19 protein-coding genes and 2 pseudogenes are annotated in these 18,601 nt (G+C 53.9%); 5 read left to right on the top strand and 16 right to left on the bottom strand.

Annotation, left to right across the window (positions count from 1 at the left end):
- Positions 1-232: 232 nt before the first annotated feature.
- From cadC to SPE70_RS06005, 3 genes are all read right to left on the bottom strand, one after another.
- The gene (gene cadC / locus SPE70_RS06015; RefSeq protein WP_012968786.1) at positions 233-1,813 is read right to left on the bottom strand and encodes a lysine decarboxylation/transport transcriptional activator CadC; all 1,581 of its coding nucleotides are present in this window, start codon (positions 1,811-1,813) and stop codon (positions 233-235) included.
- 293 nt (positions 1,814-2,106) lie between these two features.
- Positions 2,107-2,379, bottom strand: coding sequence for a YdgH/BhsA/McbA family protein (locus tag SPE70_RS06010; protein ID WP_002892402.1), 273 nt, complete (start codon positions 2,377-2,379; stop codon positions 2,107-2,109).
- Between the two features lie 100 nt (positions 2,380-2,479).
- Positions 2,480-3,400 carry a Kdo(2)-lipid IV(A) acyltransferase gene (locus SPE70_RS06005; protein ID WP_008805482.1) on the bottom strand — a complete coding sequence of 307 codons (921 nt, stop codon included), beginning with the start codon at positions 3,398-3,400 and terminating at the stop codon, positions 2,480-2,482.
- 510 nt (positions 3,401-3,910) lie between these two features.
- Here SPE70_RS06005 and SPE70_RS06000 point away from each other — a divergent pair.
- Positions 3,911-4,777, top strand: coding sequence for a GNAT family N-acetyltransferase (locus SPE70_RS06000; protein ID WP_012542565.1), 867 nt, complete (start codon positions 3,911-3,913; stop codon positions 4,775-4,777).
- Between the two features lie 22 nt (positions 4,778-4,799).
- Here SPE70_RS06000 and SPE70_RS05995 read toward each other — a convergent pair whose 3' ends face one another.
- From SPE70_RS05995 to SPE70_RS05980, 4 genes are read right to left on the bottom strand one after another with little or no spacing between them, the layout of a single operon-like run.
- Positions 4,800-5,825: a fimbrial protein gene (locus SPE70_RS05995; RefSeq protein WP_008805480.1), complete on the bottom strand. Its 1,026-nt coding sequence runs from the start codon at positions 5,823-5,825 to the stop codon at positions 4,800-4,802.
- A 1-nt stretch (position 5,826) separates the two neighbouring features.
- Complete coding sequence (locus SPE70_RS05990; RefSeq protein WP_064170492.1) at positions 5,827-8,262, bottom strand: fimbria/pilus outer membrane usher protein; 2,436 nt, start codon at positions 8,260-8,262, stop codon at positions 5,827-5,829.
- A 10-nt stretch (positions 8,263-8,272) separates the two neighbouring features.
- On the bottom strand, positions 8,273-8,968 hold the full coding sequence (locus SPE70_RS05985) for a fimbrial biogenesis chaperone (RefSeq protein ID WP_324726509.1): 696 nt from the start codon (positions 8,966-8,968) through the stop codon (positions 8,273-8,275).
- Positions 8,969-9,026: 58 nt separating this feature from the next.
- Positions 9,027-9,587, bottom strand: coding sequence for a fimbrial protein (locus tag SPE70_RS05980; protein WP_004151792.1), 561 nt, complete (start codon positions 9,585-9,587; stop codon positions 9,027-9,029).
- A 471-nt stretch (positions 9,588-10,058) separates the two neighbouring features.
- Between SPE70_RS05980 and SPE70_RS05975 the strand changes: the two genes are divergently transcribed.
- Both SPE70_RS05975 and SPE70_RS05970 read left to right on the top strand, forming a co-directional pair.
- Positions 10,059-10,721 (top strand): LuxR C-terminal-related transcriptional regulator, encoded by a 663-nt coding sequence (locus tag SPE70_RS05975; protein ID WP_008805477.1) that lies wholly within the window; start codon positions 10,059-10,061, stop codon positions 10,719-10,721.
- Positions 10,699-11,004 (top strand): hypothetical protein, encoded by a 306-nt coding sequence (locus SPE70_RS05970; protein WP_064170493.1) that lies wholly within the window; start codon positions 10,699-10,701, stop codon positions 11,002-11,004. The genes SPE70_RS05975 and SPE70_RS05970 overlap by 23 nt, the downstream gene beginning before the upstream one ends.
- A 51-nt stretch (positions 11,005-11,055) precedes the next feature.
- Here SPE70_RS05970 and SPE70_RS05965 read toward each other — a convergent pair whose 3' ends face one another.
- Both SPE70_RS05965 and SPE70_RS05960 read right to left on the bottom strand, forming a co-directional pair.
- A complete protein-coding gene (locus SPE70_RS05965; RefSeq protein ID WP_023339736.1) occupies positions 11,056-12,360 on the bottom strand; it encodes a citrate synthase in 1,305 nt (434 codons plus the stop codon).
- 45 nt (positions 12,361-12,405) lie between these two features.
- Positions 12,406-12,546 (bottom strand): annotated as a pseudogene (locus SPE70_RS05960) (hypothetical protein).
- A gap of 324 nt (positions 12,547-12,870) precedes the next feature.
- Here SPE70_RS05960 and SPE70_RS05955 point away from each other — a divergent pair.
- Complete coding sequence (locus SPE70_RS05955) at positions 12,871-13,041, top strand: hypothetical protein (RefSeq protein WP_002892370.1); 171 nt, start codon at positions 12,871-12,873, stop codon at positions 13,039-13,041.
- A gap of 78 nt (positions 13,042-13,119) precedes the next feature.
- On the opposite strand, the gene uraH is transcribed toward SPE70_RS05955, so the two are convergent.
- The 3 genes from uraH to SPE70_RS05940 form a co-directional block, all read right to left on the bottom strand.
- Positions 13,120-13,521: a hydroxyisourate hydrolase gene (uraH, locus tag SPE70_RS05950; protein ID WP_008805473.1), complete on the bottom strand. Its 402-nt coding sequence runs from the start codon at positions 13,519-13,521 to the stop codon at positions 13,120-13,122.
- A 373-nt stretch (positions 13,522-13,894) separates the two neighbouring features.
- Positions 13,895-14,269, bottom strand: a complete 375-nt coding sequence (locus tag SPE70_RS05945; RefSeq protein WP_123797889.1) for a hypothetical protein — start codon at positions 14,267-14,269, stop codon at positions 13,895-13,897.
- A 90-nt stretch (positions 14,270-14,359) separates the two neighbouring features.
- Positions 14,360-14,824 (bottom strand): outer membrane lipoprotein, encoded by a 465-nt coding sequence (locus tag SPE70_RS05940; RefSeq protein ID WP_071787335.1) that lies wholly within the window; start codon positions 14,822-14,824, stop codon positions 14,360-14,362.
- 425 nt (positions 14,825-15,249) lie between these two features.
- Between SPE70_RS05940 and SPE70_RS26395 the strand changes: the two genes are divergently transcribed.
- Positions 15,250-15,351, top strand: a complete 102-nt coding sequence (locus tag SPE70_RS26395; RefSeq protein ID WP_071787500.1) for a SymE family type I addiction module toxin — start codon at positions 15,250-15,252, stop codon at positions 15,349-15,351.
- Positions 15,352-15,488: 137 nt separating this feature from the next.
- On the opposite strand, the gene SPE70_RS05935 is transcribed toward SPE70_RS26395, so the two are convergent.
- From SPE70_RS05935 to SPE70_RS05915, 4 genes and pseudogenes are all read right to left on the bottom strand, one after another.
- The gene (locus SPE70_RS05935; protein WP_023297152.1) at positions 15,489-15,746 is read right to left on the bottom strand and encodes a hypothetical protein; all 258 of its coding nucleotides are present in this window, start codon (positions 15,744-15,746) and stop codon (positions 15,489-15,491) included.
- A gap of 620 nt (positions 15,747-16,366) precedes the next feature.
- Positions 16,367-17,559 (bottom strand): annotated as a pseudogene (locus tag SPE70_RS26390) (VENN motif pre-toxin domain-containing protein); the annotation flags it as partial.
- Between the two features lie 45 nt (positions 17,560-17,604).
- The gene (locus SPE70_RS05920) at positions 17,605-17,922 is read right to left on the bottom strand and encodes a hypothetical protein (protein ID WP_064166061.1); all 318 of its coding nucleotides are present in this window, start codon (positions 17,920-17,922) and stop codon (positions 17,605-17,607) included.
- Positions 17,919-18,584, bottom strand: coding sequence for a hypothetical protein (locus SPE70_RS05915; protein WP_226544857.1), 666 nt, complete (start codon positions 18,582-18,584; stop codon positions 17,919-17,921). The genes SPE70_RS05920 and SPE70_RS05915 overlap by 4 nt, the downstream gene beginning before the upstream one ends.
- Positions 18,585-18,601 lie beyond the last annotated feature (17 nt).

The raw sequence follows: 18,601 nt of genomic DNA, 5'->3' as shown, positions 1-18,601 counted from the left end.
CATCAGACAAATGATATTTTGACCTTTTTCGCTTAACATATAAACATGACAGCAGGGTGTCAGAAAAAGATAAACATCGTTTAGTTACATGGAGTTAGAGTGGGATGTGAGTGTTACTGAAGTGTTATTCAAAGCCTCCTGAATGCTAAATACAAATAACAACCAGAGGCTTCATGAGAAACATAAATTTAACCTCATCATGCCCAAAACCTTGCGCATGATGAGGGTTTACTTATTCTGAAGAGAGGAAATTGTCGAGATACGGTACCACCCGATTAACTGATGTCTGGAAAACACCGTTTTCAATCCAGTACAGGGTATCCCCGCCGGGCCGTAAATTAAACGCGGTGATGTAAGAATCGGCAGCCAGTCGGTTCTCTCCTTTCATCTCATAGACTTTGCCTAACAGCACATAATTCAGCCACGACATCTCTAAATCAATCGCACTGTTAATCGCGGTATTCGCTTCGTCGACTTTACCCTTACCCAACGAATCTACCGCTTTTATTTGATAATAAATCGCCATGTCTTTAATACCCGGCATCTCCCCTACCCGCTCAACCTCACTGTAGAGGGCAGCTAGCTGTTTATCGTCCAGCGGCTGCTGCGAATGGCGTAATACATCCACCAGCGTTTTTTCGGCATAGGCGTAAATAAAATCCGGCGCCCGCTTAATCACATCATCCAGCAGGCTACTGGCTTTACTTAATGAATCAACATCGCCCTTCATTAACAGCTGATGCGACTGGTAGAAATAGGTTAACGCCACGCTCTGCGAGGGCTGATATTGCCTGAGCATCGCCTGCATCCGCGCCGGCCACGGTTGCGTCAGGGCATCCGACAGGCTGTTCATCAGATCGTTCTGAATGGTCAGCTGGTTGTCGTTGGTCACAAAGTAGCGTTTATCCAGCATCGTCGAGCTGTCGGCGTTATCCACCAGCTGGACCGACATAAAGCACTGCTGCGCCCGATAGTGGCGCTGATTGACGAACTCAATGGTCAGCGTTTTCCCGGAGCTGCTCGGCTCATTGATGTTGTAGTCCGTTTTGTCATGCACCATAAAGGTCGAGAAGGTGTTCAGCGAGGTGGTGATCAGGCTGGCCAGGCCGACCGCGTAGGAGTGCTGCGACGACCAGTTGGTGCAGGAGTTACCATTGACCAGGTGGATATCGATATCGCGCGGATTGAGCAGCAGCCGCGCCTTGTTGACCGGCGGCCGCGACTCCATGCTCGACAGCGCCACCAGCGCCACACAGGTGCCCAGAGCCAACAGGAACAGCCCCCACACCAGGGCGGTGGTGAGGCGTTTGCGGGCCGATGGCGCGCTGGCGACAGCGGGAGCCGCCGCTGGCGCTGTCACCGGCGCGGTAAGATCGGCGGAGGAGTCGGGGGCTTCTGGCGGCCCACCGGCAGCCGGTGGCACGGGAATAGCGGTCGACGACGAAGGCGTCAGCGCCTCCACCTGCGGGGCGAGTTCCTCCCCCTCCTCGGTGCACCAGATCACCGGCACCGTGAGCTTATACCCCCGTTTGGGTACCGTCGCGATGTACTCAAGGCTAACGTCGTCGCCGTCTTTGAGCGACTTGCGCAGTTCGGAAATACTCTGCGTGACGACGTGGCTGGTCACAACGTTCCGGGTCCAGACGTTTTCGATAAGCTCGTCCCGGCTAAGCACTTCCCCCGGATGGCGGGCAAAAAAGACCAGAAGATCGATTAAACGCGGTTCAAGGGTAAGCTGGCGCCCCTTCCTGCTGATTTGGTTTACAGAGGGGGTTACCAGCCATTCACCGACGCGAACAACAGGTTGTAGCATACAAGAAAGCCCCAGACAAAAAGGGAAAGGCGCGATGATAACACATTTGTCCTACCTATTTTTGCCAGGGGTCACTCCCTCAGGCATTAGGTCAGAATTGGCTTTTTATTAACAATAAAAAGCAATAATTCATTAACATCGTGATCATGAAATTTATATATAGCGATAAAAACGCATTTCCGCTGCCGCAATTGCCTAAGGCAATTCCGATGGCAGAAAAAAAATGAGCCCGGAGGCTTAACGCGCTCCAGGCTCAATGCGTCGCGCGCCGCTACGGCACGCTTTTAAAAAGGTTATTTATACACTTCCGCTGTGGCTTCGAAGTTTGGACCATGCTCGCGCGCGGCGGTAATCACGTAATATTTTCCGCCTTTCTCATCGGCCAGCTTAGAGAGCTGATCGTGCAGATCGGAAGGTGAAGAGAACTCGCCACCGGACGGCCCTACCGAGATCGGTCCGACCTTGGTCAGTTTGAAGTGTTTCACTTCTTCTTTGGTGATCAACTGTGCGGCGGACGCGCCAAATGCAACGGCGGAAAGGGCTAACGCGACTATCACTTTTTTCATCCTGCAATCTCCTTGGAATTAGCCTTCAGTCAGGCTCTTTCAGTATAGACGGCGATTTACTGAGCGTGCTACCGATGCGCTTATTTTTCGGCCGAAGCGTTCAGTAACGCGGCGGTACCCCTTCCGGGCGAGTCTTAAAACGCCGGTGCAGCCACATATATTGCTCGGGCGCCATCAGGATGCACTGTTCGATAATCTGATTCATCCAGGCCGCCGTGACCTCGGCGCTCGCCAGCGGCGGCGTGCGCTCTGGCGTCAGAGAGATCAATTCATACCCCATGCCGTTGGGCTTGCGCCGCGGAACAAACGGCACAATCGTCGCCCCGGACATTTTCGCCAGCATCCAGGTGCCGGTGGTGGTCGCCGCCTGCTCGACGGCAAACAGCGGGGCAAAAACGCTGCTGGCCGGGCCGTAATCGTGATCTGGCGCGTACCAGAGGATCTCCCCCTCTTTCAGCGCCCTGACCATCCCTTTCAGATTTTTTCGATCCAGCATGGTCTTGTTCGAACGCAAGCGTCCCCAGGTCTGCAGCCAGTCAATCAGCGGGTTATCATTGGGCCGGTAGACGCCAATGCCCGGGGTAAACATGCCATACATTCGCGCCCCCATTTCGAGGGTCAGAAAATGAATACCGATCAGTAAGATGCCCTGCTTTTGTTCCAGAAGCTCCACCACCTCGTTAACGCCGCTGGTCTCGGTCCAGCGCGCCACCCGGTGCGTCGGCCAGAACCAGGCCATGCCGGTCTCCATCAGCCCCATGCCCAGCGATTCAAAGTTTTTCACCAGCAGCGCCTCGCGGTCGGCGGCGCTCATCTCGGGAAAGCAGAGTTCGAGATTACGTCTGGCAATCCGCGCGCGGCTTTTCATCACCCGCATTGCCAGCCGCCCAAGCGCCGTTCCCAGACGGTAGATCACCGGATACGGTAATTGCACCAGCAGCCACAAAAAGCCAATTCCCAGCCACAACAGCCAGTAACGCGGGTGCAAAAGCGCGCGGGAAAATTTGGGTAAATTTGACATAGTAATCCTGTTAATTCACTCAATAATAGCTGAGCAAAAACCGCGAAATAAAGTAGCGGATCCTGCATGTTATATTTTTCCAATTCGTGCGGTAATACTCAGACACAAAGGGCGTTATTATACGTCGCTCCTTGAGTAATTTCAGCCCTTGCGATGACGGCTACTCTATTATTAGGCAGATCGCGTAAAATTTCCTGTTTAATGCATAAATAAATAAACCTAACCTCTACGGCGCGGCCGATTGTCGATAAAATCGCCAGTACATTTGCCTCAGCCTCTCGACCAGTGCCTCGTTTACTCACGCTCTATTATGGCGATAGCAAACGCAAACAGGCCGTTCAGCCCGGTCTGATATGGCCAGCATGCGGTTATTTGTGACTGGGGCAAAGGTTAAGCATCGACATTGCGGATCCTTTTCCCAGATATGCTACGTTTACAGCGCTCATTCGACGCAAGTGCATTTGCCGACGTCGCCGCTTTCAGAAGCCATAGTGAGAAGGAACTATGACAATGAATTATCAATTAGTGAAGCAAGTCAGAGAAAATAGCCCATTAAGAAAAAGCTTCATTGACCTTGCCGTTAAGACTTTTGATCTGTCTTTTGAAGAGTGGTATCAGCAAGGTTACTGGACCGACGCCTATATCCCCTACGCCTTTGTCGAACGCAATAAAGTTATCGCTAACGCCTCGGCCAATATCATCGACCTGCGCTGGCAGGGCGAGCCCCGGCGTTATATTCAGATTGGCACCGTGATGACCGAACCGGACCACCGTAATAAGGGATTAGCCGGCCAGCTTATCCATCACATCCTGCAGGACTGGCAGCAGGAGGCGGACGCCTTCTTTTTATTCGCCAATCCCACCACGGTGGATTTTTACCCCAAATTTGGCTTCACCCGCAGCGAAGAGCATCAATATATTATGCCGGTTTCCCCGCGAGCCGGTGATTTTCGTAAACTGGATATGGACAGCGCTGACGATGTCGCCCTGCTCCGCCATTACTATGAAAAATCCAACCCGTTCTCACCGCTGCGGGTGGAGCATAACTTTGGCCTGCTGATGTTTTACTGCTCAGCCTTTATGAAGCATTTTGTTTATTACTCGGCAAAAAATGAGGCAGTGGTCATCGCCATGCAAAACGGTCCGGTGCTGATCTGCTTTGACCTCTTCTGCGAGGAGGGTAAGAGCCTGTCGACGCTGGTCAACGAACTGGCCGATGACCATGTTTACCAGGCCATCCTCGGTTTTACCCCTAATGAAGACCGGCTCGGCGAGTATGAGAAAATAGAGGGAGAAGATATCCTCTTCGTCTATGACCAGAAGGAAAACCTGTTTAAAGACAGGAAGTTGATGTTTCCTTTACTGGCGCATGCCTGACGACGCCACGCCGTCAGGCCGATCAGTTATAAGTCACCACGAAGGTCGCGCTGGCGTTCGCCTCGCCCGCAGTCACTGCGGGCTGCGTCTGGATATAGCGGGCCTGATAGGATAAACGATAGTTCGTCTGACTGCCTTTATTCCCGGACCAGACCTGGCTCACCTGGTTTAGCGGCACCAGCGCGCCGCCGGCACTGAGGATTTGCACGCCAAGTCCGGATGCGCCTTCAGGTTGGTCATCGATTTTAATCACCTCGTTGGCGGCGACAGCGCTGTCCACCGTCGCGTTAAACTGCATAAACACGCTGCCGACATTTTCACAGTTCGTCAGGTTGATGTTAAAAGGAACCGGGGCGGTGGTGCTGTTGAGCCCGGTAAACGCGGTTTTGTTATGCCGCCCGAGGAAGACGTTAATGTTTTTACTGTCGTCAGTAATCTTGCAGGTGGGTGATTTGACCTGAATACAGAGCCCACTGACGCTAAAGCGCATCGCCTGTACTCCGCCAAGATAAATATCGCCAAGGTAATCGTTAAGGCAATACTCGCCCGGCGGCGGTAGACCGCCGTTATCGGCAATCCGCCAGAAATAGATGGTCGGTTTTTTATTTTCCGCCTGAAATGCGCGCTGGCCGGAAAATACCGGCGCTGAGGGCCAGGCCGTGAACAGGGGATCGAAATTAATGCCATCCTGTTCCCCCATCTGGAAGCTGTAACCAATGCCCGGCAGGCGGTCGATGCTGTAGATATCCCCGGGCTTGCCGTCTCCCGCCGGGCCGACCCGTGAGCCGCCGATGCTCTGAAACCCGCCGGGCTCGCTGCCGCTGCAGGCGATCTCCCAGCGTTCGTTATTAGTGATAATCATCCCTCCGTAGCTGTATAGCAGGGAGCCGATGGGGCGATTGCTGACGTCAAGGTTGATACTGGCCTGGCTGACGTTCACTGAATACTCGATAGTTTTGCCACTGACCATCTGGCACGCTGCCGACAGCGAGGCGCAGTATCCGCCGGCCAGCAGAAGCGGTACCCCTGATGCGATGATTTTTTTCATATTACTTCTCCTTTATTCCCGGCCGGCAGACCTGATGCGGCGTACCGCGGCTAACCTGTTGCGCCGCGTCGCCACGGATGGCATAGGCCAACCGGCAGCGTTGCCCGCTGCGTTCGCCCCATACTACCGAGACGCTGCCGTCGGCCTGCGGCACCCGGGCATACAGCAGCCCGCCCTGACCGACGGCGCCAACCGCCCGACCGCTGTCGTCAAACACCTCCGCGCCCAGCGGGGGCGCCGCGCCATCCGGCAGCGTGACATGGGCAAACCAGGGATAGCCGGTACGCGTGACAAATTTGACCTTCACCGCCGCGCCCGAATCGGGCACCACCGTCGTGCTGCTGGAGACAATCTCCACATGGTCGTTCAGACCCTGCGGATCGAGATCCAGCCAGTTATCGGTAAAAGGATCGAGGTAAGGGATGATCGTAAAACCCTGGCGGTTTATCGGCTGTCCGAGGCGGTTTGCCACCCGAGCGCCCGCCGCGCCGGGCGCTTCCACAATGGCGAAGGTTTCCCCCAGTTCGGGGGTGGCGGTCATTCCGCCCTGATGCGCCACCAGGGCGCCCGATGCCCCCAGCGAGTACTGCTGCTGGTGGCGACCGGCGCTGGCGCTGGCATTCAGGTACGCATAATCCGTACGCAGGCTACCGTTGCCCCCAACGCTGGCCTCGAGCGGGTTCTCCCGCGGCATGTCGTAGCTGGCGGTCAGGCCATAGCTAAAGGCATTTTTCTCGCCAGCGCTGCCGGTATAGCTGGACTGCAGCTGGCCGCCGTAGTTCTTATCATGGTTAAAGCGGGTAGTCAGGCTGCCCGCCTGCCCGAACGGCAGCGAAAAGGAGACGCCCACCACCTGATTATTGCGGTGATGAATATCCTGACTCTGCTGGGCGTACAGGTAGTAATTGAGCTGACCATAGCGGTTGGCGTACCCCAGCTGATAGGAGCGCCAGCGGTGGTGGCGGACATCCTCACTCCAGATTCCGTTAAACGACAGGCTGCCGCTGCCGGCCTGCTGAGACAACGTCGCGCTGTAGCGGGTCATCTCCCGCCAGTCGTTGGGGTGACGGTCGTGCTCCCGGACGGCGTCGCGAATGGAACGATAGTTGCCGTCGTTGCTGTGGCTCATCGAGACCAGCATCCGCGTATCGGACGCGAAGGATTTTGATGCGGATACCCGCCAGCGATACCCCTCCTGCCAGCCGCGTTCCCTGCCCTTCGCCGCAGAACGGGAAAGATCGACCGCCAGCGCCCCCCAGTAGGTATTGAAGGCGCTGCCGACCAGCGTCGAGTAATAATCCGTCGTCGCGTTGGCGCCGGTATAGCCGCTGACATAGTCATTGAAGCCGTACTGCACTGTGGCTTCGCCAAATCCCGGCCGCCCGGCGCTCCCGTCCTCATCCAGATAGCCCAGCGACAGGTCATAGTAGACCGCGCCTGCCCGCACCAGGCCAGGCAGCGCGGCGTACGGCACGGTAAAGGTCTCCTGACTGCCGTCCGCCTCATGGATCGTTACCTGTAAATCGCCGCCGGCGTTGGTGGGATAGAGATCGTTAAAGGTGAATTTGCCCGGCGGAACCGTGGCCTCGTACAACAGGGCGCCGTTCTGGGTGACCGTCACGCGGGCATTGGTGCGCGCCACGCCGCTAACCGACGGCGCAAAGCCGCGGCGGGAGCCCGGCAGCATGCGCACATCGGTAGCCAGCCTGCCGCCGATAAAACTGACGCTGTCAAAGAAGGTTCCGTCGGTCCATCCCTGACCCAGCCGTAACGTGGACGCCCAGTTCACTACACTTCTCTCAGCCCAGGTGGCAATGCTATCCCAGTGTGTATTCCCCTCCTGCGCCTGGTAGCTGGACTGGTGATGTAAACGCCAGCCAAAGGCGCGCAGGCTGGCATCCAGCCCGAGATAATGATGGCTGCTGCTATCCCCGTCGACGATGCTCTGATAGCTGTTGGCCTGATAGCGCAGCACTGCGGCGGGCACGCCGCTATCCACCTTCTTCAGGTTCACCGCCCCCCGATAATGGGGTTGCAGTAGCGCCTGGGGCATATTCACCCGCAGGACGTTTTCCCCGCTGTCATACTCCCAGCCGATCGCCTTATTGATCTGCGAAAAGCGCAGGCAGGTGGCCGCCGCCGGCCACTGGGCGTCCTTCAGCTGCAGGGCGTCGAACAGCGAGGGCGAGATGCAGGGCTCAAGCTGGCCATCGTGTTCCTGGATAACAAACGTTTCTTCCGCCAGGTCCCGGCCATTCACCGAGAGCGTGCTGCGATACTGTCCGGCGTGCAGCGGATTACCGTATTGATATTTCTGGAGATCAACCTGCGCGGCGCCGTGCAAATGGGCGCGGTTAAAACTAAACGCCTCTGCCGCCCATGCCTCCTGCCAGGGAAGGAGCAGCATCAATCCAAACTTGATCTCCCTGAGTTTCATAATAATGTCCTTACTGAGGATAATTATGATTCACTACCGCGCCGTAATCATTGATGGTGGTGAAGCTGAATTTCTCCGGCAGCGTACGCAGCGCGACCCCTTTAAGCGCGATCTCCAGCGAGGAAAAAGGGGCGACCATGCCAGCGGACTGTTTTTGTCCGTTAAGGGTGATGCTGTCGATGGTGATATAGCGCGATGAGGCATTGCTCACCCGCAGCCCATTGCCCGTGGGAGACAGCGCCCAGCGCAGGGCATTCTCCGGCGCCATTTTTTCCGCCGCCACGCCTGCCGGACGGTAAAACAGCTTGATACGCGACCGTATCGCGAGCTGGAGGTAATTGATTGCCGTGCCGTTTTTCGGCTCAGGCGGGATGTCCAGCAGATTAAACCAGAACAGCGACTCCCGATCCTGCGGCAGACGGCTGCCGTTGAATACCAGGCGCCAGCTTTGGCCCTTTCCCGGCTCGATACGCACAATCGGCGGCAGCACAATAAACGGCGCCGAATCTTTTTCCGGTTGATTTTGCACGCGGCCATCGTCGACCCAGACCTGCGTCAGAGAGGGGGTCTCCCCCATATTGGTGGCCCGGACGGCGATCTCTTTTTTGTCGCCGGGAAAAATAATCCGTGTGCCGTCAATAACCATGCTGGCGTCCGCCGAGGGTAAAATGCAGGACAGCAGCCATGCCAGAACCATACGCCGCATATTCACCTCCTCCTTGCCGGGTGGATAAACGGCCCCTGAGCGGGGCCGTGGACAGGGTTTACGGATAGACCACCGTAAAGTTGACGTAGGTAGCGACTTTTCCAGCCGTAGCGGCGTCGGTCGCATAGTAGCGGGCATAGAAAGGCAGCGAGGCGGAACCATCCTGCTCAGCCACCGCCACCGGGATCACGTCCGGGCGAGCAATGGTGCCGTCTGCAGCGACCGCCGGGGTCTCCGCGAGGTTAATCGGCGTAAACCGGGTGTTCAGCAGTTCCACATCGACGTTTTCTGCTTCCGTGCCGTCAGACAGGGTATTTTTTAGTCGGCCCTCCGTGGAAACGTATTGATCTTTCTCGAAGTACACCGAGACATCAGCCCCTGGGGTGCAGCTCGTCAGATCGATGGTGAAGGGAACCACGCCCGCCGTCTCACCCGCGCTGCTGAGCGCTGAACGCTGGACCGTCGGCAGGGTCACCGTCTTATCTTTATTCACTACCGTACAAGTATTTTCGATGACTTCACCATTAAAGGTGACTTTGCCATCAGCAGCCTGTGCCGCTACCGGAGAAAGCATCATCATCACCACGAAAGATGCCATTCCTCTGCTGTATTTTTTCATATTCACTCCTCATCACCACGCTTATGGAGAATCGTTCAGGAAATACCCCTGGCGTACTTTATACGTACAATTTATTAATGCTCATTCCATTGGATTAACCAGTTATCTTTTAACCCCTTCCCTGCACTGACATCCTACTCACTTCATTGTTTATTATTCAAATTCGCCACCAGGACCATTTCTACTTTTTATAGAAAAGTCTTAACGCCACTCTGAAAAAGAAATAAAACAAATGCACAATAAAAGCATAACTCATTGTAAATAAATGATAATTTTTATTATATGTTTTCTATAAAATATTCACAAAATGCGATCTAAATATCTCACCCTCATTATTAACCACCTCCTCCCACGTTCTCCCCCCTCGATTGAAAGCGCAGGGAGTATGTTATTTCAGACGGGTATTCTCTACAGTAAATTGTCGAATCAGGCAGGACAGCATGCACAGCGTATTTATGCCAGGAGGTCATTATGTTGATCTGCATTGCGGATTCAGAATATTTTAATATTGCGCTGAAGGCGTATATTAATGAACCAAACAGCAAGCCTCTGGATATTAAAGAAATGCTCTGTTACCCGTTTAGCGGACAGAGTGAGATGTTCTATACTTTTTTTGCGACCGATGCCGGAGCCCGGTTAAGCACCATCCTTATTGATTACAGCAGCGTCAGCATCGAAGTACTGCAGGTCGCGCTCAGTTTAAAATCGTTTAATCCCCTGATCCGGATCTTTATTTTTGCCAAATCAGGCTACCCGTTGAGCGAGCTCGAAAGCAGCCTCGCCATTGTGCTCGGCGCAGAGTTCATCACCAGTTTTGCCGGGCTCAGTACGGCGCTTGCCCGCGCTCCGCGCTGGACGTCGCCCCCCGCCGACAAGCTCTATATCGCCATACCTGACAGCTATAACCTGACCCGTAAGGAAACTTTTTTAATCAGCCTGTTGATGGGGGGAATGCCGTTGTGTCACGTGGCCAGCACCATGCAGCTCACGATCAAACGGGTCTACTACTACCGTTCACGCGTCCTTAGCAAGCTGGCGGTGAAAAATAACGTGGAACTGATGAACAAAGTTCAGGGGATGGTGTTGCGCCACTACCGACAGGAGACAGGCCATGAAATCGTATCTCTACGCTAAAAATCGCCTTATGTTGATTATCCTGAGCTGGCTAAGCGCAGACGAGGCGTTGCCATCTCGTCACGATTTCCAGCAGACTGAAGCCATCCTCAGCACCCTGCATATACCGTATGTGCTGAAGTCTGACCTTGATCAACTGAGAGCTACGCTACAGCCATTACTCGCCACACCCGGGCCGCAAGCCTGTGAGGTAGGCGCTTTTCTCAGCGCCCTGTTGGCGCTGTATACCCGGTTAACCGAATATACCGCCGTCGAGCACTATCTGCTCTCCCGGCATGTCTAAGTAGCACCCCGCCTGGGCAGGAAGACGCCGCGCGCCTCCTGCCCGTACGCATTACCTTGGGCCAGCAGACTGCTCGCCGCGTCGGGAGACGTAATCCCGATAGCCCTCGCCAACGTAAATCTGCCGTGGCCGGTAGATGGTCAGCGGCGCCTGGTGCATCTCGTTCCAGTGCGCCACCCAACCGACCGTCCGACCGACCGCGGTGACCACCGCAAACATCGACGAAGGCAGATTCATCGCCTTGAGGATCACCGCGGTATAGAAATCCACGCTCGGCGACAGGCCATTGTCCACAAAATAGGGGTCGGTCAGCGCCACGTCCTCAAGGGCCATCGCCACCTGTAGCAAACGGTCGGACATGCCTACCTCCGCCAGTACCCGATGGCTGGTTTCACGCAGGATCCCGGCGCGCGGATCGCGGTGACGGTAGCGCGAGTTGCCAAAACCCAGCCGGCGAAATGCCTGCGGATCGCGCTTCGCCTGGCGCAGAAACGCCGGAACCTGATCGACGCTTTCAATCTCCTCCAGCATTCGCATGCTCGATTCATTGGCGCCACCGTGCATTGGCCCCCACAGCGACGCCAGCCCGGCGGCGACGCAGGCGAATAAATTCGCCCCGGAGGAGCCCGCCGCACGCACCGTGGTGGTCGAGGCGCACTGCCCGTGATCGGCATGGAGCACCAGGATCTGGTTCATCGCCTGCTCGATGACCGGATTCAGAACATATTTCTCCGCCGGGATAGCAAACAGCATCTGCAGGAAATTTCCGGCATAGGAGAGATCGTTGCGCGGATACGCGGCGGGTTGTTCAATGGTGTACTTGTAGCTCATGGCGGCGATAGTGGGCATTTTCGACAGCAGCCGGGTGGCGGCCAGCGCCCGGTGCTGCGGATTTTCCACATCCAGGACATCATGATAGAACGCCGCCAGCGCCCCCACCAGGGCGCACATCAGCGCCATCGGGTGCGAATCGCGACGAAAGCCGCTGCACATGCGGGCTATCTGCTCGTGGACCAGAGTATGGCGGGTGATGGTCTCGCGAAAGGTTTGATAGCTGGCCTCATCCGGCGCGTCACCGTTCAGCATGATGTAGGCCACTTCGAGAAAATCGCACTGGCGAGCCAGCTGATCTACCGGATAGCCGCGGTGCAGCAGCACGCTGTTTTCCGTATCGATCCACGAGATCGCCGACTGGCATCCGGCGGTATTGGCGAAGCCGGGGTCATAGCTGCAGAATCCGGACTGATTTAGCCCGCGCATGTCGACTCCCACCGGCCCCCGCGTTCCCGGCACCTGCGGCAGGGCGATGGGCGGTTGTTGCCCGGCAAAAGAAAGCGTTAACGGTGTAGTGCTCATCCTGTTAGTCCCCCAGCAAGCTTATCAGCGACCTGAAGTCATTCTTCAGGCGGAAAGACCAACATAACCAATGTGATGCCGCTTATTCATTGATGTCATCACTATAACCCTGACAAAGAGGATATTTTACTGGCCTTCACGGGGAAACAGGCCGTCTTTCCCCAGCCCACCGCCGGATAGCGGCACAAATCGCCAAGGATAAAGGCGATCATCGCTGTCAAAATTTACGCTGAGTAAAGAAAGGATGAAGAAGAGCTACCATGAATTTTGTGCTGTCGATGACCCTCATCTGCATTACCATCGCCTGGCTGATGATGAGCCTGCTGCCGGTGTAGATGCACCGCTAACCGCCACGCCAGTGGTCTGGATAACCCCTCCTTCAATTGATTTCCGCCGTGGTCTTCGCCTCTGAGGTTTCACAAGAGCCATATAAGAAGTACTGGTTGCATATCAGGCTGTTGCGTTTTCCCGCCGAGGGGTAGGCTAAAAGCCCACTGTTAAGGAGGTGATATGTCTGGACTGATCAATCCACATGCGGCCCCGGAAGAAGCAGCCTATGCGCTGCTGATTGAGCTCGTTCGCGCCCAGCGCGTGCCGCAATATGAAGGCGAAATTTCCGGCCTGCTGGCGATGTACGACGAAGCTGTTAAACACTTTAAAGAGAAAGAGACCGAACGTTAGGCGTGGACATCGTGGTGCGAGGAAAGCGTGACGCCTGCGGAAGAGGCGCAGGCGTTGGCTGGATAGCAGCTTGCGTCATCAGCTGCCGCGGTAGGTAGAGTATCCGTACTGACTGAGCAGCAGCGGGATATGCAGTTTTTGATTTTGCTTTGTAACATTGAAAATAACCGGAACCACCGGGAAGAACGTATTCATGTTTTGGCTTTTAAAATAGTCACCGGTTTTAAACGTCACTTTATAAACCCCCGGCTCCATATTCTCCGCCTGCGGATAGAGCGATTTAATCCGCCCATCGGCATCCGTTTTACCGGTGGCGATATGCTGCCAGCTCTCCCCCTGCTGTTTATCCAGCTCAATCTGCACCCCCGGTGAAGGGAGCCCGGTTTGCTGATTAAGAATGTGTACGCTGAGCGTCCCCTCTGGCGCCGCCAGCGCGCTGAAGCTGAGCAGAGAAATTACGGAGGCGATAACTAATTTCATAATCGTGACCTTATTGGGCAAGTGAAAGTGCCCTAACTATAGTCAGCGCGGCGGGGAAAAAAATTAAACTTTTTGTTATCAGATTGCGGTTATTTGGTCTGCCCCCTTCCCGTAGGCCGACGAGCTGGCCTCATCATAGAGAGAGGATATGTCTGCTGAGAAGGCTATCCGCAAGCAAAAGATTTGCGGCCAGAGCCTGGCACTCTCGCACGCCTCACAGCGCATGGTCGTGTTTCTGACTACGTTGCCTACTTATTTTCATGCAGCATGATTAGCGTGTTACGCTCAAGCTCACCTCTCTTCCTGAAACTGATAAGAATGGTGAGCGACTTGACGCCTGATATATTCCGGCTTTTAAAAGACATCCTTGTTTTTAGGGTATCGTGCTTCTGCAGTATCGGATTGCTTTATTCCAGCCATCGATCAAGATGTTATCTCTGTTATCAAAACGAACCCGTAAGCCTGTACCGTTTAAACTTTCCGTGACCATAATCGAAATGGCTGAGTTCATATTTTGTTTCGTTAAGAAAAGCTTACCCTCATCAGTTAACTGGCTATCATCAAGAATAAAACCGTTAATTTTCGCACCGGTTTTAAGGCATCGAACGGTTGTCTGCGGGTTTGAAACAAAACTGACATTCATCGTTTGCGAGTTTCCAATACTCGTCATAAACACAGAGCAACCAGCGATAAGTGTTCCTGAAAAAAAGAGGCAAATTACCTTTAAAAAATAAGATGGTTTTTTCATAAAACACCCTAAATTTGAGATATTCCATTTTTACCATGCCAGCCTTAAAGCGTAGCTGGCATTAGGTATTTATGTTATTAACTATTAAAATTAGCGCGGGGATACTGTCGTTTGCCCACCTACGGATGAAATGGCAACTCGTTGCCCTACCGAGAATCGCGTTGGCCCCTGACGTTGTACGACCATGAACGTTCTTCCATCATCTAAGCGTATTTCAAGCTCGACCCCTTGAACAAGATTCATTCTTGCCTGAACCGCCTGACCAGCTAAACCTCCCGCAACAGCGCCAGTCGCCGTCGCCAGTCTTTGGCCTGAACCGCCACCGACGGCACTTCCCGCTACACCACCAATGACACCTCCGGCGACAGCGCCAAGCGCATTGCTGTTATCACCCGCCTGAATTTGCACCGCTCTGACTGACACCAGCTGGCCATAAAAAACTTGTTGTACGCGTCCAGCCGTGGCTGAAGAATGGACATCACCTGAAAGATGACTGGTATTGGTACATCCAGCAATAACTAATGTAAAAGCAATTAAGCACATTTTTTTAAGCATGTTAACCTCTCCATTTGCTGCATATTAACGTCATCATTTCATAAATAATCAGCTGGACAATAATGATAAAAGTTTACTGGTATAATATGTATTATAGGCTTTAATCATTACGTCATCCTGAAAAAATTTGAAGATGAAGGGCAAGGGCTCACCAACCCCATTTGACGCCAGCAATAATCTACTAAGCTCTGATAATTGGGCATATCATGCAACGTCTCCCCCACCGCTGCCGGGTCCCAGGTCACAACCAACTATTTCAATGACCTCAATCCCGTCGTTTCATAACCGCGTATTTGTTTTGATATTTCTGTCGCGGGCCAGATCAATGGGCGGTGATAATGATCATGTTATTCCGGCTATTGTAGCCGGGATCAATCACCACGCTGTCGCCTGTACTTCCCGTCGTGGAAGCACTCTGGCTCTGAGTGGGGTCCGCTTCACACAGGTCGTGCGGTAACTGGCTGGCAGAAGCGGGATTCAGCACTGACACGCCGGTGATGGTCAGCATGGAACAGGAACGGCTGTGATTGAGCCGGTCAGGTGCTGACGGCTAAAAAGAAGATCCAGGTGCGATTGCCGGGATGCTTACATCGCAAGCATGCCGCCTGCGCATCTTCACTACCGCCAAGTAAATTATTCTCTACAACAACTCACTCGGGTAGCGTTATTTGCGTCTGTTTTTCCTATAGTGCTGGTAGTACACAAACCAGCAACCTATAGCTCCAATAACGCCACCAACAACGCTGCCTTTCAAAATTTTCACATAATCGATGGATAATAAATCCACAGTCAATCCGCTAGTACTAAAATAAAATAATTTTATTAAAATTTGAGTGGCAACCGTTGCAATAAATATTCCAATAGGTAAAGCAATCACTAAGTAGAGCAGGCTCAAAAGCCATTTTGAGAGTGAAAATTTCATTTCTGCCCCTCCGTTGTTTTTCCTGCTTGATCATTGCCATATTCTGTTGTGACTGAACCAGTTATGTTGCCAGCAACGCCGGGCACTGGATTAATCGGCAGAGGTTTGGATATCCCCATTCCAACATCTGTCCAGATCCAATCTTTCCATGGCTTCATTGGATTAAGGACTTTATCAAACGGTAATTCAACCAGTTTACCTGCACCATAACCCAGCCCGGAAGCAGCCCCGCTGATCAATCCACCTTTCAGAGGATCATCACCTTTGAGATAATTTGATGTGGCACCACTACCAGCATTAACTGCCATCGTTCCCCACACTCCGGTTCCTGCTGTGAATGCGCCGGTCCAGTATCCCAGAATAACGTCATTTGGATTTACTTCACCGTTAATCAGAAGGCCCACTCCAGCATTAGCTCCAGCACCTATCAGGCTGGTTGTAGCTGCTGCTCCCGGTAATAATGGCCATGCCATTGCACTACCTATTGCGGCTACTGCCGTTTCGCATGACACCGGCGTTCCACCACTGCACGCTTCCCTGATTTGCTCCTGCTGCTCTTTTGTCCATGACTCAACTGTTCCCGGCTTGTTGGCCTCTATCGCTGCCAGCACATGCGCCAGCGAGTTATTCTCAACCGCGTTCTTCCCGGCCTGAGCGCCCGCCACGGCTGACGCCGTACTGTTCCCGGCCAGACCGCCTGCCATCCCCGCTGAAATAGTGGCCAGCGTACTCACAGTCTGCATCTGTGCTTCTGTCAGTGTGGACAAATCCGTCACATCCGGGTACAGCATGCCCGCTATTGCCTTCGCGGCCAGTTCACCTGCTGCCGAACCTGCTGCGCCCGCCGCCGCACTGTTGCCCTGCAGCGCCGCCACCGCACCGCCCAGGATAGCGTGCGCCACCATCGCGGCACCGTCACTCAGCCCTGAACCGTGACCGATAAGATTCGCCAGCTCCGGCGCCGATGCCCCTGCCAGCGCCCCGGCGATATCACCGCCCGCCAGTCCCTGCAGCGCTGCCGTGGCTGCCTGGATACCCCGCTGCAGGTCACTGCCGGTTCCGTATGCAGCCATCGCGGTACGACCCGCCTGGTCCGCAATCTGTTCTGCCGTCGGACTGCTGTTACCCTCTGCCTTCAGCTTCGCTTCCGCCGCCGTCAGGGCTGCGGGGTCTTTTATCGCCTTCTGTTTTGCTATCTCGCCCTGCGTGCGCGCAATATCTGCCGCCTGGCTGCCAATCTCCCCTGTCAGCTGCACTTCCTGCAGGCGACGCTGCTCCTTCTCCTTGTCAAATATCGGCCCGATACTGCCGCTGGCGTGTTCCGTGTCGCGACTCAGGTCAGCCACGTCCTGCTTCTGGCTGGCCTGGTCACGGATGGTGATAGTGCCCTCGGATACCGCCGACTGCGTCGTACCTTCCGCATGACCGCTGTTGCCGCCACCCGCCAGCAGGGCGCTGGTCATGTTCCCGGCAAACTGTGCGCCGGTACTGCCCCGGTGTTGATACCCACTCCCTGGTGCTGCGTTTTATAATCCGCCTGGTTGTGGATATCGCTGAAACCCAGCGTGCCGGTATCGAGGCTGTTTTTATCTGCGCTTCCTGTGGCAGCAATCACCCCGCCATTCAGCTGCGTGTGGCTGCCCACAGTGACATCAAAGCCGCCCTGACCGGCAAATATCCCGCTCTGCTCCTGCACCGAAGACCAGTCACTGGTCATTTTGTCACGACTGGCATTCAGGCTTCCTGACCACGACCCGGCGCCGAAGGTGTAACCCAGGCCACCGCTGAGGCTGCTCTGCGTGCTGTCGTAATTGACGGGTAAAAAAGATCCCGGCGCTGAAGTCGGGATCTTTTGCAGTTAATAAAAATCGGGATCAACCAGACCTTCAGCTTTCACGATTTCAAGGAAGCGTTCATAGGCCGTTTCATCATTTTCGAGTAAATCATCAAGTAACCTGTCCTTAATTAGTGCCCAGTGGTAAATGCCAGAGTAGTTATTATTAAAGTATGTAAGTTCTCCAGAGATATCAGGATCTACTATATCTACTTTTTGTGAGTTATATGCAATTAACCCACAATGTCCTTTTGGCATTCCCAAAAAAAGAGTGTCCTTACCACTCCAGTAAATAGCATAAATATCAATAACATTAGATGAGTTATAAGGTCTTATTTTCATTGCTTATCCCTCAGTGATGGACCTGGTTGTAATGGATTCGGTTGAGGACTTGTAATCTTCATATCGTATGCTTTACCCGTCACTGAATTATACTGATAGTGAATTGTTATATTTGAACCATCTGGTAATTCATGGTTAACCTGCATTTTCTGGAAGCCAGCCGATGTAGGGAATCGAGGATCTTTATTCATACCGTCAAGTATTTGCCCTTGTGAAGGATTGGATTCAACCTGCTTCCACACCATCTGTTCATTCAAATCCCTCGGCGCTGTAAATTGTTTACCCGGCTTAGCCGTCGAGATCTTCTCCGCTGCTCTAATCAGTATTGTGTTATCAATAATACCGGCTGCTTTACCCGCTAACGATAACGCTTTTTCTGCCGGGATTGACGTCAGCAGAGCCAGCGCATAATCCTTCGCCTCTTCCGCTGTCAGCAACGCCATTACTGTATCCGAGCCCGGGCTATTACTCAGAATGGCTTTGATAATATCCGCGCTTTCCGGCAAGTCGCCGCGAACGATATCCTTTAACCCGGCCTGTACCTGCTCCGGCGAAAGATTGTTGTCCTGCGCATACTTCACCCAGGATGTAGCTGCCTGTCCGGTTTCCGTCATCCCTTTTGGCAGACTCAGCGAGTTAGTCTCAACAACAATCCCAACCACAAAGGCTGGGATCTTTT

Source organism: Klebsiella sp. ZJOU C1 (assembly GCF_035620215.1).
Taxonomy (GTDB): domain Bacteria; phylum Pseudomonadota; class Gammaproteobacteria; order Enterobacterales; family Enterobacteriaceae; genus Klebsiella; species Klebsiella variicola.
Note: the sequence above shows the minus strand (reverse complement) of the source record. Positions and strands in the feature narration are given on the sequence as shown.

Coding starts and splice junctions, on each gene's coding strand:
- cadC (WP_012968786.1), bottom strand. CDS start 1,813: ATGCTACAACCTGTTGTTCGCGTCGGTGAATGGCTGGTAACCCCCTCT.
- SPE70_RS06010 (WP_002892402.1), bottom strand. CDS start 2,379: ATGAAAAAAGTGATAGTCGCGTTAGCCCTTTCCGCCGTTGCATTTGGC.
- SPE70_RS06005 (WP_008805482.1), bottom strand. CDS start 3,400: ATGTCAAATTTACCCAAATTTTCCCGCGCGCTTTTGCACCCGCGTTAC.
- SPE70_RS06000 (WP_012542565.1), top strand. CDS start 3,911: ATGAATTATCAATTAGTGAAGCAAGTCAGAGAAAATAGCCCATTAAGA.
- SPE70_RS05995 (WP_008805480.1), bottom strand. CDS start 5,825: ATGAAAAAAATCATCGCATCAGGGGTACCGCTTCTGCTGGCCGGCGGA.
- SPE70_RS05990 (WP_064170492.1), bottom strand. CDS start 8,262: ATGAAACTCAGGGAGATCAAGTTTGGATTGATGCTGCTCCTTCCCTGG.
- SPE70_RS05985 (WP_324726509.1), bottom strand. CDS start 8,968: ATGCGGCGTATGGTTCTGGCATGGCTGCTGTCCTGCATTTTACCCTCG.
- SPE70_RS05980 (WP_004151792.1), bottom strand. CDS start 9,587: ATGAAAAAATACAGCAGAGGAATGGCATCTTTCGTGGTGATGATGATG.
- SPE70_RS05975 (WP_008805477.1), top strand. CDS start 10,059: ATGTTGATCTGCATTGCGGATTCAGAATATTTTAATATTGCGCTGAAG.
- SPE70_RS05970 (WP_064170493.1), top strand. CDS start 10,699: ATGAAATCGTATCTCTACGCTAAAAATCGCCTTATGTTGATTATCCTG.
- SPE70_RS05965 (WP_023339736.1), bottom strand. CDS start 12,360: ATGAGCACTACACCGTTAACGCTTTCTTTTGCCGGGCAACAACCGCCC.
- SPE70_RS05955 (WP_002892370.1), top strand. CDS start 12,871: ATGTCTGGACTGATCAATCCACATGCGGCCCCGGAAGAAGCAGCCTAT.
- uraH (WP_008805473.1), bottom strand. CDS start 13,521: ATGAAATTAGTTATCGCCTCCGTAATTTCTCTGCTCAGCTTCAGCGCG.
- SPE70_RS05945 (WP_123797889.1), bottom strand. CDS start 14,269: ATGAAAAAACCATCTTATTTTTTAAAGGTAATTTGCCTCTTTTTTTCA.
- SPE70_RS05940 (WP_071787335.1), bottom strand. CDS start 14,824: ATGCTTAAAAAAATGTGCTTAATTGCTTTTACATTAGTTATTGCTGGA.
- SPE70_RS05935 (WP_023297152.1), bottom strand. CDS start 15,746: ATGAAATTTTCACTCTCAAAATGGCTTTTGAGCCTGCTCTACTTAGTG.
- SPE70_RS05920 (WP_064166061.1), bottom strand. CDS start 17,922: ATGAAAATAAGACCTTATAACTCATCTAATGTTATTGATATTTATGCT.